The sequence below is a fragment of the Nonomuraea sp. NPDC049784 genome, from assembly GCF_040659615.1.
In the GTDB taxonomy this organism is placed as follows: Bacteria; Actinomycetota; Actinomycetes; order Streptosporangiales; family Streptosporangiaceae; genus Nonomuraea.
Map to the genome: position 1 here is coordinate 43887 of NZ_JBFAMX010000010.1, position 14289 is coordinate 58175.

Annotated in this window: 14 protein-coding genes; 4 read left to right on the forward strand and 10 right to left on the reverse strand. The window is 70.1% G+C overall.

Annotated features, from left to right (window positions below; all coding sequences use genetic code 11):
- Positions 1-31 precede the first annotated feature (31 nt).
- Positions 32-1678, forward strand: a complete 1647-nt coding sequence (locus tag AB0J09_RS04870; RefSeq protein ID WP_360685195.1) for an acetolactate synthase — start codon at positions 32-34, stop codon at positions 1676-1678.
- Positions 1679-1683: 5 nt separating this feature from the next.
- Here AB0J09_RS04870 and AB0J09_RS04875 read toward each other — a convergent pair whose 3' ends face one another.
- Positions 1684-3273 (reverse strand): serine/threonine-protein kinase, encoded by a 1590-nt coding sequence (locus tag AB0J09_RS04875; protein ID WP_360685198.1) that lies wholly within the window; start codon positions 3271-3273, stop codon positions 1684-1686.
- A gap of 290 nt (positions 3274-3563) precedes the next feature.
- Between AB0J09_RS04875 and AB0J09_RS04880 the strand changes: the two genes are divergently transcribed.
- Positions 3564-3947, forward strand: a complete 384-nt coding sequence (locus tag AB0J09_RS04880) for a thioesterase family protein (protein WP_360685201.1) — start codon at positions 3564-3566, stop codon at positions 3945-3947.
- Here the strand turns inward: AB0J09_RS04880 and AB0J09_RS04885 are convergent.
- From AB0J09_RS04885 to AB0J09_RS04915, 7 genes are all read right to left on the reverse strand, one after another.
- Positions 3937-4149, reverse strand: coding sequence for a biotin/lipoyl-binding carrier protein (locus tag AB0J09_RS04885; RefSeq protein WP_360685204.1), 213 nt, complete (start codon positions 4147-4149; stop codon positions 3937-3939). The two genes, AB0J09_RS04880 and AB0J09_RS04885, sit on opposite strands and share 11 nt — an antisense overlap.
- Positions 4150-4181: 32 nt before the next feature.
- Positions 4182-5537 carry a biotin carboxylase N-terminal domain-containing protein gene (locus tag AB0J09_RS04890; RefSeq protein WP_360685207.1) on the reverse strand — a complete coding sequence of 452 codons (1356 nt, stop codon included), beginning with the start codon at positions 5535-5537 and terminating at the stop codon, positions 4182-4184.
- 122 nt (positions 5538-5659) lie between these two features.
- Entirely contained in the window at positions 5660-6952 is a 1293-nt protein-coding gene (locus tag AB0J09_RS04895) for an HD domain-containing phosphohydrolase (RefSeq protein ID WP_360685210.1), read from the reverse strand.
- On the reverse strand, positions 6949-8298 hold the full coding sequence (locus AB0J09_RS04900; protein ID WP_360685213.1) for an HD-GYP domain-containing protein: 1350 nt from the start codon (positions 8296-8298) through the stop codon (positions 6949-6951). Before AB0J09_RS04900 ends, AB0J09_RS04895 begins: the two co-directional genes overlap by 4 nt.
- Before the next feature lie 221 nt (positions 8299-8519).
- Entirely contained in the window at positions 8520-9461 is a 942-nt protein-coding gene (locus AB0J09_RS04905) for an NAD-dependent epimerase/dehydratase family protein (protein WP_360685216.1), read from the reverse strand.
- Between the two features lie 10 nt (positions 9462-9471).
- Entirely contained in the window at positions 9472-9738 is a 267-nt protein-coding gene (rsrA, locus tag AB0J09_RS04910) for a mycothiol system anti-sigma-R factor (RefSeq protein ID WP_360685219.1), read from the reverse strand.
- Positions 9735-10340 carry a sigma-70 family RNA polymerase sigma factor gene (locus AB0J09_RS04915; protein ID WP_360685222.1) on the reverse strand — a complete coding sequence of 202 codons (606 nt, stop codon included), beginning with the start codon at positions 10338-10340 and terminating at the stop codon, positions 9735-9737. The genes rsrA and AB0J09_RS04915 overlap by 4 nt, the downstream gene beginning before the upstream one ends.
- A 309-nt stretch (positions 10341-10649) precedes the next feature.
- On the opposite strand from AB0J09_RS04915, the gene AB0J09_RS04920 reads away from it, so the two are divergent.
- Entirely contained in the window at positions 10650-11417 is a 768-nt protein-coding gene (locus tag AB0J09_RS04920) for a methyltransferase domain-containing protein (RefSeq protein WP_360685225.1), read from the forward strand.
- Between the two features lie 115 nt (positions 11418-11532).
- Here the strand turns inward: AB0J09_RS04920 and AB0J09_RS04925 are convergent, their stop codons facing one another.
- Both AB0J09_RS04925 and AB0J09_RS04930 read right to left on the reverse strand, forming a co-directional pair.
- Complete coding sequence (locus AB0J09_RS04925) at positions 11533-11865, reverse strand: TraR/DksA C4-type zinc finger protein (RefSeq protein WP_360685228.1); 333 nt, start codon at positions 11863-11865, stop codon at positions 11533-11535.
- A gap of 155 nt (positions 11866-12020) precedes the next feature.
- Positions 12021-12767, reverse strand: coding sequence for an SOS response-associated peptidase (locus tag AB0J09_RS04930; RefSeq protein ID WP_360685231.1), 747 nt, complete (start codon positions 12765-12767; stop codon positions 12021-12023).
- Positions 12768-12908: 141 nt separating this feature from the next.
- Here AB0J09_RS04930 and aroA point away from each other — a divergent pair, with 141 nt between their 5' ends.
- Positions 12909-14195, forward strand: coding sequence for a 3-phosphoshikimate 1-carboxyvinyltransferase (gene aroA, locus AB0J09_RS04935; RefSeq protein ID WP_360685234.1), 1287 nt, complete (start codon positions 12909-12911; stop codon positions 14193-14195).
- Positions 14196-14289 lie beyond the last annotated feature (94 nt).

The following is a 14289-nucleotide window of genomic DNA, read 5'->3' on the forward strand; positions in this document are numbered from 1 at the left end:
TACTCTGCTGACTGGTTGGTAAGTTCCCGGCATGGAGTCTGCGAAGCACGCCGGTGACGCCGCCGTCGCCGTGTCCAAGGCCTACGGCGTCGAGACCATGTTCACCCTGTCCGGAGGTCACGTCTTCCCGCTCTACGACGGCGCGGTGCACGAGGGCATGCGCATCCTCGACGTACGCCACGAGCAGAGCGCGGTCTTCGCCGCCGAGGCGACGGCCAGGCTGACCAGGAGTCCGGGGCTGGCCGTGCTGACCGCCGGCCCGGGCGTCACGAACGGCGTCAGCGGCGTCGCGACCGCCCACTTCAACGGCTCCCCCGTGGTCGTCATGGGCGGCCGGGCGCCCCAGTCGCGGTGGGGCAGCGGCGCGCTCCAGGAGATGGACCACCCGCCGCTGCTCAAGCCGGTCACCAAGCTGTCGTTCACCGCGTCCGACGCCGAGTCCATCGGCCAGCACGTCGAGGTGGCCTTCCGCACGGCGGTCGCGCCCCACCGCGGCCCGGTCTTCCTCGACTTCTACATGGACCACCTGTTCGCGCCCTCACCGCCGCACGAGGTACGGACGCAGACGCCGTCACCGCTCGAGCCCGACCCCGACGGCCTGGCCGCCATCGCTCGGCTGCTGGCCGAGGCTGAGCGGCCCGTGCTCGTGTACGGCTCCGACGTGTGGATGGACCGGGCCGAGGAGGCCGCACGCGACTTCGCCGAGACGTGGCGGCTGCCGGTCATCCCCAACGGCCAGGGCCGCGGCATCCTGCCCTCGGGCCACGAGCTGCTCGTCACGCGGGCCCGCGGCCTCGCCTTCGCCAAGGCCGACCTGGTCATCGTGGTCGGCACTCCGCTCGACTTCCGCCTGGGATACGGATGGTTCGGCGGCAAGGACGGCGCGCCGCTGGCCCGCGTGGTGCACATCGCCGACGCGCCCTCGCAGCTGGCCACCCACATGAAGCCGGCCGCGTCCGCCGCCGGCGACCTGTCAGTGGTGCTCTGGAGCCTCGGCACCGCCTGCGGCGACGCGGGGGTCAAGCCCGACGCGTACGCCTCCTGGGTGTCGAAGCTGGCCGACGCGGCCTCCGCTGCCATCGCGGGCGACGCCGAGCTGCTGGCCTCCGACTCCGACCCGATCCACCCCATGCGTGTGTACGGCGAGCTCGGCAAGGTCCTGGCCGACGACGCCGTGGTGATCGGCGACGGCGGCGACTTCGTCTCCTACGCGGGCAAATACGTCGAGCCGAAGCAGCCCGGCAACTGGCTCGACCCGGGCCCGTACGGCTGTCTCGGCACCGGCCTCGGCTACTCCATCGCCGCCCGCCTGGCCAGGCCGTCCTCGCAGGTGGTGCTGCTGCTGGGCGACGGCGCCGCCGGGTTCTCGCTCATGGACGTCGACACCCTCGTCCGTCACAGGCTTCCGGTCGTCATGATCTGCGGCAACAACGGGATCTGGGGCCTGGAGAAGCACCCCATGCAGCTCCTGTACGGCTATGACGTGGCCGCCGAGCTCCAGCCGCAGTGCCGTTACGACCAGGTCGTGACCGCGCTCGGCGGAGGCGGCGAGCTGGTCACCAAGCCGTCGGAGATCGGGCCGGCGCTGCGCAGGGCGTTCGACTCGGGCATCCCGTACATGGTGAACATCGCGACAGACCCGCAGATCGCCTACCCCCGCAACACGACGGGGGTCTGACCCGGCTACTTGGTCGTGGCGGTGACGCTTGGGGTCGGGCTGTTCTCCGGGCACACGCCGTCGATGACGACCAGCTTGACCGGCTTGTTCACCGGCCACGTCGTCCCGACGTTCGGCACGATCTGGCTGATCTTGCCGCAGCGCATGCCGTTGGAGGTGGAGGTCCTGTCGTCGAGGATCACATCCTCGAAGCCGGCCGCTTGGACCATCTCCTGCCCCTTCAGGAAACCCTTCCCGACCACTGGCGGCACGACCGCCTTCTTGACGCCCGGTGTGGGAGTGCTCGTGGGCGTCTTGGCCGGCGTCTTGGTCGGCGTCTTGGTGACGCTCGGCGTGCTGCTGGGCGTCTTGGTCGGCTCCTCTTCCTCCTCCGTGGTCCGCACCGGCGGCTTGGGGGTGGTGTGCGTGGGATCCGGCGTCGGCTCGGTCGTCGGCGGCTTGGTCGTTCTCCTGGGCGGCGGCTTGGTCGTCGTCGTGGCGATGTTCTTCGAGTCGTCAGCGGCTTGGGAGACGGTATTCGTCGGCGTGGGCCCGCCGGTGGTCATGCCGGTCAGCGCGATCGCGGTGGCGCCCGCGCCGAGCACCACCGCGGCGGCGATGCCCGCGATGAGCCCGGTCCTGCGCGGGGCCTTGGCCGCACGGCGGCTGCCCCCGCGCCGGTCGGCCACCGTCGTGGTCTCCTCCTGCGGACGCGCCTGCTGTGCCCCCGTCTGGTACGCCTCCACCGGCGGCGCCATCGTCGCCCCGGTGGTGAGGACCGGTTCGGGGACCGCGGGCGCCTGCCCGCTCGCGATGGCCTTGGCCGCCTCGCTCATCGCCCTGGCCGTCGGGTAACGCCTGGCCGGGTCCTTGGACAGGGCGACCTCGACCAGCGTGCGCACCGCCGGAGGGATCTCGGCGGGCAGCGGTGGCGGCGCCTCGCGGATGTGCTTGAGCGCGATCGTGACCGCGCTGTCGCCGTCGAACGGCCGCTGCCCCACCAGGCACTCGTACGCGACCACGCCGAGGGCGTAAATGTCGACCGCGGGCGTGACAGGGGCGCCCTCGGCCTGCTCGGGGGCGCAATAGGCGGCGGTGCCGAGCACCATGCCGGCGTCGGTGAGCCGGTTGGCCAGGTCGGAGCGGGCGATGCCGAAGTCGGTCAGCACCAGCGTGCCGTCGCGCTGCACGAGCAGGTTGCCCGGCTTCACGTCGCGGTGCACGATCCCCTGGTCATGAACGGCCTGCAACGCCGACGCGGCCTGCGCGATCAGCTCCATGGCCGCCTGCGGCGGAATCCGGCCCAGCCTGGCCAGCAGCCGGTCGAGTGGCTCACCGTCGACGAACTTCATCACCAGATAGACGGTGTCGCCGCTGACGCCGTAGTCGTAGACGTCGACGACACCGGCGTGGTTGATCGTGGCCATCGCCCGCGCTTCCCCCTGAAAGCGAGCGACGAACCCGGGATCTTCGGTACGGCCGGGAAGCAGCACCTTGACGGCGACGGTGCGCGCCAGGACGATGTCCTCGCCCCGCCACACCTCGCCCATGCCACCGGCGCCGATGCGGGTATCCAGCCGATACCGCCCCGCCAGCGTCGTCCCTTGGGCCACCATGACTCCCCCGCTACCCCCCTACACCTGTAACCTCGCGCACCCCGCGGCTCTCCAACAAAGCGAACTTTTGTCGCGTTCAGGTCACACAGTGGTCACGGAACTCAGAGAGTGTACGACTCACCTGTCCCACATGCCACTCAAATGTTCTTAAGCCGTACAAACCCTATCCTGGAGCCTTATGGCTGCACTTGTCCGCGTTTCGGGGAAGTCAGCGAACCCACTAGTAGGTGCGGCCTTCGCCCGCTGCCTCTGGTGTGCTGTCAGAACACGGCCCACCATAGGCTGATCCCATGACGCTCGCTCCGGGTCTCCGCTCCCAGCTGCTCATCATGGTGGAAATGGAGGATACCGCCAAGAAGATCGGCAGCGGTGACGTGCCCGTGCTGGCCACGCCCCGGCTGCTCGCGCTGGCCGAGGCGGCGACCGTACAGGCCGTGGAGAAGCACCTGGCGCCGGACGAGACGTCGGTCGGCACCCGGGTCGAGCTCGAGCACTTGGCCGCCAGCCCGCTGGGCACGCATGTGCAGATCGGCGTCGAGCTCACCGAGGTCGACGGGCGGCGGCTGGTCTTCGCCTTCGAAGCCCACGACAGGCATGCCGTCGTGGGCCGCGGCACAATCGAACGCGTGGTGGTCGACCGCGCCAAGTTCATGGCGAGGGCTGCTACTCGATGACGGCGATCAGGTCGCCCTCCTGGATGACGTCGCCCTCGGCCACCTTGATCTGGGCCACCACGCCGCCGTCCTCGACGATCACGGGGATCTCCATCTTCATCGACTCCAGGATGACCAGCGTGTCGCCCTCAGAGACGGTGTCGCCCTCACTGACGACGACCTTCCAGACGTTCGCCACCATCTCAGCGCGTACCTCAGCCACCGGAACTCCCCTCTTTCACCAATGTATTCACCTTAGGCCCGCATCCGCGTAACCAGGCCCGTGTCGTAGTCGCCGGTGATGAATTCCGCGTTGTCCAGCAGTTCCGCACAGAACGGCAGGTTGTTCTTGGGGCCCTCGACGACGAACGCGTCCACCGCCTTGCGCCCCCGCTCCAGCGCGTCGGCGCGGGTCTCACCGTAGACGCAGAGCTTGGCCATCAGGGGGTCGTAGAACGGGGTGACCGTGTTGCCCGCGGCGTAGCCCGAGTCCACGCGTACGCCCTCGCCGTCCGGCTCCACCCACGCCGTGATCGTGCCGGGCCCGGGGAAGAACCTCTTGGGGTCCTCCGCGTAGACCCTGAACTCGATCGCGTGCCCGGTGGTGGCGGCCCGCACCTCGGGGCTCTCGCCCGCCGCGACGCGCAGCTGCAGCTCGACCAGGTCGAGCCCGGTGACGAGCTCGGTGACCGGGTGCTCCACCTGCAGCCTGGTGTTCATCTCCAGGAACACGAAGTCCTGCTTGTCGGCGTCGACCAGGCACTCGACCGTGCCCGCACCGAGGTAGCCGACGGCCTCGCCGGCCCGTACGGCGGCGGCGAGCATGCGTTCGCGCAGCTCGGGGGTGATGCCCGGGGACGGCGACTCCTCGACGACCTTCTGGTGGCGGCGCTGCACCGAGCAGTCGCGCTCGCCCAGCGCCACGACGCGGCCGTCGGGCAGGCCGAGGATCTGCACCTCGACGTGGCGGGCCCGCTCGATGTAGCGCTCGAGCAGCACGGCCGGCCCGTCGAGGGCGTCTCCCGCGAACCTGGCCGCCGCCCTGGCCGCCTGCTCGAACGCCTTGGCCAGGCCCTCGTCGTCGTGGGCCACGCTCATGCCGATGCCACCGCCGCCGCCCGCGGTCTTGACCATGACCGGGTAGCCGACGACCTCGGCGGCCTTGAGCGCCAGCGACAGGTCGGTGACCGGCTCGCGGGTGCCCGCGGCGACCGGCACGCCCGCGCTCTCCATGAGGTTCCTGGCGTTGATCTTGTCGCCCATCTTGTCGATGGCCTCGGGCGCGGGCCCGATCCACACCAGCCCGGCGTCGATCACGGCCCTGGCGAACGCGGCGTTTTCGGCGAGGAACCCGTAACCTGGGTGGATCGCCTTGGCGCCGGTCGCGCGGGCCGCCTCCAGCACCTTGCCGGCGTCGAGGTAGCTCTGCGCGGGGTTGGCCGGGCCGATCAGCACGGCCTCGTCGGCCTCGCGCACGAACGGCAGATCGCCGTCGGCCTCCGAGTGCACGGCGATGGCGCGCAACCCCAGCCGCTTGACCGTGCGGATGATCCGCCGCGCGATCTCCCCTCGGTTGGCGATCAGGACGGGTCCGAGCGTCTCAGTAAGCACGCCGACCAGCCTATGGCCGCTACCGGCCCGCCCCTTTTCCCCTAAAGCACCGATCCGAAGAGCACGATCTGTAGGAACCCCACAATTGTGAGCGGCCCGAAACGCGACAGCAGTTGTACGGGCTAAACGCGTCCGCGGTCGATCACCCGGGTGAGCGCCTCGATCGCGTGGGAGTCGTACGCGCTGCCGGACGACAACCGGATGCGCTCCAGCGCGGCCCCGGCGCGGTCGCGGTCGGTCGAGGGCCCCACGAGGTCATCGTAGGCGTTGGCGACATTGATGATGCGGCTCGACAGCGGCGGATCGTCGGCGATCGGGTCGCACTGCCGCCTGACCACGTCGGCCACCCGATCGAGCACGCCGGTCTGTCTGATCACCTCGGCGCCCAGCTCGGCGATGCGCCGCGCCTGCTCGGGCTCGGTCAGCACGGTGGCGCCGCCGGGGATCGGGTCGCGCAGCGAGAGCTGGCCGATGTCGTGCATCAGCGAGGCGTACTCCAGCTCGAGCAGCTCGGGCTCGGCCATGCCCAGCTCCCTGCCGATCGCCACGGCCAGGCGGCTCACCCTGCGCGAATGGCCGGGCTCGACGTAGCCGCCGACCTCCGTGACCCGCGACAGGGCGCGTACGGTCTGCAGGTAGGTCGCGCGGATGCCGGCATATTTCCTGAAGGCCACCTGCGTGACCAGCAGCGGCGCGGCGAACACCAGCAGCGCGACGAGGTCCATGCTGTGCGTGGCCAGCGCGAGCAGCACGCCCGACGAGGCCACGGCCGCGCCCAGCGGGAAGGCCATGTTGATCTCGTCGCGCACCGCCACCCTGAACGCCGTGCGCAGCTGCTCGGCCCGTAGCAGCGCGGCGATCAGCACGTCGATCATCAGGGTGATCGCGATGAGCGTCACCATCACCACGAGCGCGGGCCACCAGGTGCTGGTCGGCGGCTTCGTCAGCTCGTAGAGCGGGTCGGCCAGCGGCCGGAACGCGAAGGCCAGCAGCGCGCCGGTGAGCAGCCGCCGCGCCATCGCGTCCAGCCGGGGCGGGCGGCCGACCGCCAGGTGCGGGAGCGCCCCGGCCAGCATCCCGACCGCGATCACGGCCACGACCTGCAGCGCGGAGTGGCGGAGCGGGTGCTGGCTGAGGTCGAGCAGCAGCGTGTAGCCCAGCGCGGCGGCGGCGCCGATGGGCGCGACCTCCCTGTTGCCCGGCATGGTGAGCCTGGCCAGCTCGCCGACCGCGATCAGCGCGCCGAACCCGACCGCGATCTCCGGGCGATCGAGCCCGACGGCGGCGGTGTGGGCGACGCCCGCGACCGCGGCCAGCCCCGCCGCGCAGATGAGCAGCAGCTGGCCGGAGTCGAGCCGGCGGAGGACCGTGTTCAGCGAGCGTTCTGTGCGCCTCGGGCGCTCCGTGGTGATCATTGCCCGGTCACGACCTCGATGGGCATGGTCGGGTCGTCGTGGTCCTTGATCGGGGTCTCGTCGGGCGGCGGCGCCTCGACCTTGCGCGGCGGCTGCCACGGCTCCCGCTCGAGCGCGCGGATGAAGGCCACGACCATGACCGGGTCGAAGTGGGTGCCCGCGGTCTTGCGCAGCTCCTCGAGCGCCTCCGTGACGGGCCTGGCGCCGCGGTAGGAGCGGTCGGAGGTCATCGAGTCGAACGCGTCGGCCACCGCGATGACCTTGGCGAACTCGGGGATCTCGTCACCGGCCAGGCCCATCGGGTAGCCGGTGCCGTCGTGGCGCTCGTGGTGGTGCATGATCCCGGCGTACGCCTCGTCGAGGAAGCCGATGCCACGGACGATCTCCAGGCCGCGCATGGGGTGGAGCTGGATCGCGGCGAACTCCTCCTCGGTGAGCGGCCCGTCCTTCTGCAGCACCTTGGTCGGCACCCCGAGCTTGCCCACGTCGTGCAGCATGCCCGCGTAACGGATGGCCCGCACGCGCTCGGGGCCCATGCCGATCTCCTGGGCGATCATGGAGGAGGCGAGCGAGACCCGCGTGCAGTGGCCCCGGGTGTAGTAGTCCTTGGTCTCCACGGCCTGACAGAGCGCGGCGATGGTGGCGTCGTACGAGCGCTGTTGCGCGTGGTACTGCCCGAACGCCCATCGCGCCACGAACAGCGGCAGCAGCACCAGCACCGCCGAGATCGACTGCACGGTGGCCCAGAGCCCGGCCACCAGCAGGCCGAACGTGCCGTAGCCCAGGTACGACAGCAGGAACTGGGCCATGCCGCGCATCGGCACCTCGGCGGGCCGCACCCGCGTGGCCAGCCCGATGATGGTCAGCGTGAGCACGATGTTGAGTGGCACGAACACGGCGGTGGCCGCCGCGTAGGGGCCGATGAGATCGTCGAACGCGTTGACCTGGGGCACGCCCACCTGGCCGCCGAGGGCCTCGTAGACCCGACCGGCCACGTAGCCGCAGATGGCGAACTGCGCACCGTTGAACAGCCGCTTGACCAGCGGCAGCCCGGGACGCACGCTCAGCACCGCGGTCAGCCCGACCAGCGCCGCGCCCTCCGGCCCGATCAGCACCACCGCCGCCAGGGAGGCGGAGAAGCTGACCGACACCGCGAACTGCTCCATGTTGAGCAGCGTCGGCATCGACTCGCACACCAGGAACAGCAGCGCGAGCACCAGCAGGACGTCCAGGTCCTCCTGCGCCACGGGGGCGCCGGAGACCATGACGCTACGCACGATGAGAGCGGCCGCCGCCCCGATCACGGCAACCAGATAGACCCTTGCGGGCCACGGCAGATCACGCATTGCGGCCCCCTACGGAGATCAGGTCCAGGACACCCCGGGAGGAACCGCTCCCCCGATCAGCATGATCACCGGGGTGATCAACAGGATGGCCGTGAGTAGCCGGGCGACCGTAACCTTCATCATCCACATGCCTCCATGTCGGCTTCTGGAGCTCACGCTACAGAAGACGCCGTCACCGCATGGGCCGAGTCGGGAATCGCAAGCAAAGCGTAATCATGCAACTACTTGTGGCGACGGTTTCGCGCCCATTCGACCGTTTTCTTCACCCCGGTGGGCAGGTCGATGCTCGGCTGCCAGCGGAGCCCCTCGTGGGCCGGCACCGGATCGACCGCCATCGCGGGCAGGTCGCCAGGGCGCGGCGGCGCGAACCCCGGATGGTCCTGCGCGCCCGCGGCGTCGGCGATCAGCGAGTGGAGCCGGCGGTCGGTCGTCTGGATGCCGGTGCCGAGGTTGAACCTCTGGCCGTCGCCCTGCTGGCCGCACGCCTTGACGAACCCGTCGATCACGTCGTCGACGTAGATGTAGTCGCGAGTCTGGGCGCCGTCGCCGTAGACGACCGTGGGCGTGCCGCTGAGCAGCGCGTCGGTGAAGATCGCGACCACGCCCGCCTCGCCCTCGGGCGACTGGCGCGGGCCGTAGACGTTGGAGAGCACCAGCGTGGTGTATTCCATGCCGTAGAGCGCGCGGAACGCGGCGAGGTAGGTCTCACCGCTGAGCTTCGACGCGGCGTACGGCGAGCGCGGGTCGGTGGGCGCGTCACCGGGCACGGGGATCGTGGCGGGCCTGCCGTAGACGGCCACGGAGGAGGCGAACACCACCTTGCGCGCGCGACCCTCATGGGCCGCGGACAGCACGGCGGCGGTGCCCTCGACGTTGACCCTGGCGTCGCGCCTCGGGTCGGCCACGCTCTTGCGCACGCTGATCTGCGCGGCCAGGTGGCAGACGACCTCCGGCTGCAGCTCGGCCACGAGGCCGATCAGCCCGGGGTCGAGCACGTCGAGCACGTGCAACCTGAAACGGTCGCTCTCGACGGCCTCGGCCAGGTTGTCCCTCGACCCGGACGACAGATCGTCGACCACGTCGACGTCATGGCCCTCGGCGAGCAGACGATCGACAAGATTGGACCCGATGAACCCGGCGCCTCCGGTGACCAGCACACGCATGGTGTGAATCTTAGTCCGGAAGCTCCGCCCTGACTTGCGCGATGCGGGCCAGGACCTTGGAGCGCAGGTCCGCGGGAACCGGGTCGCAGCCGCAGTGCTTGTGCACGAGCGCCTTGACCGCCTTGTCCAGGTCGTATTCCTTCAGGCACGGGCCGCATTCGTCGAGATGCACGCGGATGTCGACGACGTCGCTCTCGGTCAGCTCACCGTCGAGATAGGCGTAGACCTTGTCGAGCACTTCGCGACAGTCGGTGTCATGCGGGTTGCCACAGCTCATTTCGATCCCTCCGCCGGAACCAGGCCACGCCCGCGGGCATAGTCCTCAAGGAGGCCCCGGAGCTGCCTGCGTCCCCTGTGCAGCCTCGACATCACAGTGCCGATCGGAGTGCCCATGATGTCGGCGATCTCCTTGTAGGGGAAGCCTTCGACGTCGGCCAGATAGACCGCGATCCTGAACTCCTCCGGCAGGGCCGCGAGCGCCTGCTTGATGTCGCCGTCAGGCAGGTGCTCGAGCGCCTCTACCTCCGCCGACTTCAGGCCGCTCGAGGTGTGGGACTCGGCCCGCGCGAGCTGCCAGTCCTCGATCTCCTCCGTGCCGGACTGCTTCGGCTCACGCTGCTTCTTGCGGTAGCTGTTGATGAACGTGTTCGTCAGGATCCGGTAGAGCCACGCCTTGAGGTTGGTGCCCTCCTGGAACTGGTGGAACGACGCGAACGCCTTGGCGAAGGTCTCCTGCAGCAGGTCCTCCGCGTCCGCGGGATTCCGGGTCATCCGGAGCGCGGCGGAGTAGAGCTGCTCGAGATACGGCATGACGTCGCGCTCGAATCGCTCGCTTCGCTGCTCCAGCGTCTCCGCGCCTGTCGCGGGCACCGGACCCACCCCCCTAAGATCACCGGTGGCCGGCTGTTGCGGAACACCGTACTCAGGGGAGGATACCCGCTGGCCGATGACTTGCTGGCCAGCGGGGAGGGGTTCGAGCATGCGAGCGAAGGAGCTCGGCGGGAGTGAGCGAGGACCGAGCCAACGACTGCCGAAGCGGTCGCGACCATCAACAACAGCGAGCATGCTCGTCGCAACACACCCGCGCCCTTGTCTGTTCCCGCAAGATAGAAGGTACGAAGGACCCGGTGCGGGGAACGTCCATACGTACCGGCTGGTAGCCCTTTACCCGGAACCCAGGAGTCGCGTGTGCTGCCCATTCCGGCCGAGGAACTGAACGGCTCAGGGACGCTCGGGCCGTACTGGACCTTCTACCGCGCCGTCGCCGCCGAACAACTCAACCGATGGCTCCCTGGCGAACCCTCCGTCATCCTCGATCTCTCCGGCGGCCGGGGGCGATGGTCCGGCCAGGCGGCCAGGGCAGGGCACAAGGTGATCGAGGTGCTCGACTTCCGCCGTGCCGTCGTCGATGGGCAGTCCCGGCTGCGGGATGTCGACCGGGTTCGTCACGTACGCGCCGACGATCTGGCGTTCCTGCCCGACGCGAGCGTGGACGCGGTGCTCGCCGAGGAACGCGTGCTGTCGATCGAGCTGATGGCCGAGTCGGCGATGAACGACGTGGCCCGGGTGCTGCGGCCGGGCGGGCGGGCGCTGGTGTGCGTCGACTCGCTGGTGCTGGGCATGGCGATCCTGGCCGAGCAGGAGCAGTGGCAGCACCTGAGGCAGACCGGCGAGGTCATGCTGGTGCCGTGGCCGGACGGCAGCATCACGCGCTGCTTCAGCAGCGGGCAGTTGCGCGAGCTGCTGATGGGCGCCGGGCTCGAGGTCGAGTGGATGCGGCCGCGCACGGTGCTGTCGCCGTCCACGGTGGACCATGTGCTCGGGTCGGACGCACGGGCACTGAACTATCTGGTGCGCACGGAGCTGGAGGCCCATCCGGACGACGACGACACGGTCGGCATCCATCTGGTGGCCAGCTGCCGCAAGACCCGATCAGGCCCCGGCCTGAGCACCTGAGGCCCCGATCCGTGAAGAGCCTGAACGCCTGAGGCCCCGATCCGTGAAGAGCCTGAGCGGCGCCTGTGGAGGCTGAGCCCCGGCCGCCGTTCTTCGTGTCCGGCGGCCCCCGTGCTCAGCGACGGCGCTCCCGCTTGCCTTGACACTGCACGCAACGCGCGGCCTCCGGCCGGGCATCGAGCCGTCCTTCCGGCACCGGCTCGGCACAGTCGACGCACCGGCCGTACACACCCTCGTCCAGGCGCTTGATCGCCTCGATCACGGCGCGACGCTGCGCGGTGGCGACGGTCAGCATGGCCTGAGCACGATCGGTGTCGGTCAGGTCTGAGCCTGCGTCGGCCGCCGAGTGCTCGCGCACGGCGACGGGGTCGCCCTGGAGGACCCCGATCGATCGGTCCAGTTCCGCGAGCATGTCTTCCAGCCGCTCACGAGCGGTCGTGACGTCCACGAATCCGCACCTCCGGGTGAATCACGGCAACCCGCGGCTAGGACTCCCCGGTTGTCCCGCCCGGCGCAATTAGGGGGCATTTTTGGCGGTGACACCGAGTGAACGGATGCATCGCTTTCCTCACCGAATGCCCACTTACCACGCTTCTTACACCTTTAGAAAAGGGCGGTTTCCTCCTCCTCCGGTAGCGGTTTGATGAGGTCCGGGCCGTTGTTTCTGACGTTGTTGACGTCAGTGGAGACGGGGTACGCCGTGAGCCGTCCCTGCTCGGCGGGCACCAGTAGCCGGGTGGCCTGCTCGACGTCGTTGAGCTTGGGGTCGAGCCACTCCTCCCAGCGCTCCCGCTCGATCATCATGGGCATCCTGTCGTGGATGCGGCCGAGGTCGTCCTCCGCGTCCGTGGTGATGACGGTGCAGGTCACCAGCCACTTGAGCGGGTCGTCGTCGGCGCGCGACGGGTCCTTCCAGAACTCGTACAGACCCGCCATGGCCAGCACCCCGCCGTCCTCCGGATGAATGAAGTACGGCTGCTTCTTCTTCTTTTCGCCTTCGACGGGCATCCACTCGAAATAGCCGTCGGCCGGGAGCAGGCACCTGCGCTTGGCGAACGCCTGGCGGAACGACGGCTTCTGGGCCACGGTCTCGATCCTGGCGTTGATCATCCGGGACCCGATCGACGGGTCCTTCGCCCAGACGGGCACCAGGCCCCACTTCACGATCCTGAGCTGCCGTACCGCCCGCTCGGCCTCCTTGGGGACGCGGCTGAGCACGGCGTAGACGTTCTTGGTCGGCGCGACGTTGTAGTCGGCGCCGAGTTCCTTGTCGGGGTCGCCGTCCTGCTCGACCTGGAACTCCTCGAGCAGCTCGTGCTTCTTGCGCGCCGAGGCGTATCTACCGCACATAACCCCACACTGCCACGTACGGCTTTCGCTCGCATGTTTGACGCGAGGGCCGCCGGCCCCCTCGTCCACAGCCTGGACGAGGGGGTCGGCCGCCGTCCACAGGCTGTGAACCCGCCCTGCCACTCCCAGTAGTCTTTGACCATGTCCGCTCCGCACTGGCCCGCACCCACGGCGACCGCTCCGGTGACCGCCACCGTCTCGCTGCCCGGCTCCAAGTCGGTGACCAACCGCGCGCTCGTCCTGGCCGCGCTCGCCGACGGCCCCGGCGTCGTGCGCAGGGCGCTGCGCAGCCGTGACGCGGACCTGATGGTCTCGGCCCTGCGTGCCCTGGGCGCCACCCTGGTGGCCGCCGGCGAGAGCGCCGCCGGGGTCGACTGGCAGGTGACGCCGGGCCCGGCCCGGGCCGGCGCGAGCATCGACGCCGGGCTGGCGGGCACGGTCATGCGTTTCGTCCCGCCGATGGCCGCCCTGGCCGACGGCCCGGTCTCCTTCGACGGCGACCCGCACGCCCGCAAGCGCCCGATGGGCCCCATTCTCGACGCCCTGCGCTCGCTGGGCGCGAGGGTCGACAACGACGCGCTCCCGTTCACGATCAGCGGGCCGCTGGCGGGCGGCGAGGTCACGCTGGACGCCTCGGGGTCGTCGCAGTTCGTGTCCGGGCTGCTGCTGACGGCGGCGCGGTTCGAGAAGGGCATCACGATCCGCCACGTCGGCCCGCCTGTGCCCTCGCAGCCGCACATCGAGATGACCGTGGAGATGCTCAGGGCGGTGGGCGTCACGGTGGACGACAGCGAGCGCGACGTGTGGCGCGTCGAGCCGGGCCCCATCGCGGCCAGGGACATGACGGTGGAGCCCGATCTGTCCAACGCGGCCCCGTTCCTGGCCGCCGCCCTGGTCACGGGCGGCACGGTCACCATCCCCGCCTGGCCGGCCCGCACCACGCAGCCAGGCGACGCCCTGCGCGATCTGCTCACCGCGATGGGCGCCGCGGTCACCCGCTCTCCGGACGGAGCCGACCTGGTGGTCACGGGGCGGCCGACGGGTGAGATCACCGGCATCGACACCGACCTCCACGAGGTGGGTGAGCTGACCCCGACGATCGCGGCCCTCGCCGCGCTCGCGACCACGCCGAGCCGCATCCGGGGCGTGGCCCACCTGCGCGGCCACGAGACCGACCGCCTGGCCGCGCTGGCCACCGAGATCAACCGCCTGGGCGGCGACGCGGAGGAGACCGATGACGGCCTGATCATCCGCCCCCGCCCGCTGCACGGCGGCACCTTCCACAGCTACGACGACCACCGCATGGCCACGGCCGGAGCCGTGATCGGCCTCAGGGCGCCCGGCGTGGAGGTGGAGAACATCGCGACGACGGCCAAGACCCTCCCCGAGTTCGTCCAGATGTGGGCCGGCATGCTGGAAGCCCGATGACACCGGGCCCGCCACCGCCCCCTGCCACGGGTTTCGCGATGGAAACGCCGGGCACGTCGGAAAAGGGCGCCAGATGAGGGTCGGCCGCCCGCAT

What these genes read in the sequence shown, in the direction of transcription:
- rsrA (WP_360685219.1), bottom strand. Translation starts at nt 9,738, where the DNA reads ATGAGCTGTGGCAACCCGCATGACACCGACTGTCGCGAAGTGCTCGAC.
- aroA (WP_360685234.1), top strand. Translation starts at nt 12,909, where the DNA reads ATGTCCGCTCCGCACTGGCCCGCACCCACGGCGACCGCTCCGGTGACC.
- AB0J09_RS04875 (WP_360685198.1), bottom strand. Translation starts at nt 3,273, where the DNA reads ATGGTGGCCCAAGGGACGACGCTGGCGGGGCGGTATCGGCTGGATACC.
- AB0J09_RS04900 (WP_360685213.1), bottom strand. Translation starts at nt 8,298, where the DNA reads ATGCGTGATCTGCCGTGGCCCGCAAGGGTCTATCTGGTTGCCGTGATC.
- AB0J09_RS04905 (WP_360685216.1), bottom strand. Translation starts at nt 9,461, where the DNA reads ATGCGTGTGCTGGTCACCGGAGGCGCCGGGTTCATCGGGTCCAATCTT.
- AB0J09_RS04880 (WP_360685201.1), top strand. Translation starts at nt 3,564, where the DNA reads ATGACGCTCGCTCCGGGTCTCCGCTCCCAGCTGCTCATCATGGTGGAA.
- AB0J09_RS04930 (WP_360685231.1), bottom strand. Translation starts at nt 12,767, where the DNA reads ATGTGCGGTAGATACGCCTCGGCGCGCAAGAAGCACGAGCTGCTCGAG.
- AB0J09_RS04895 (WP_360685210.1), bottom strand. Translation starts at nt 6,952, where the DNA reads ATGATCACCACGGAGCGCCCGAGGCGCACAGAACGCTCGCTGAACACG.
- AB0J09_RS04870 (WP_360685195.1), top strand. Translation starts at nt 32, where the DNA reads ATGGAGTCTGCGAAGCACGCCGGTGACGCCGCCGTCGCCGTGTCCAAG.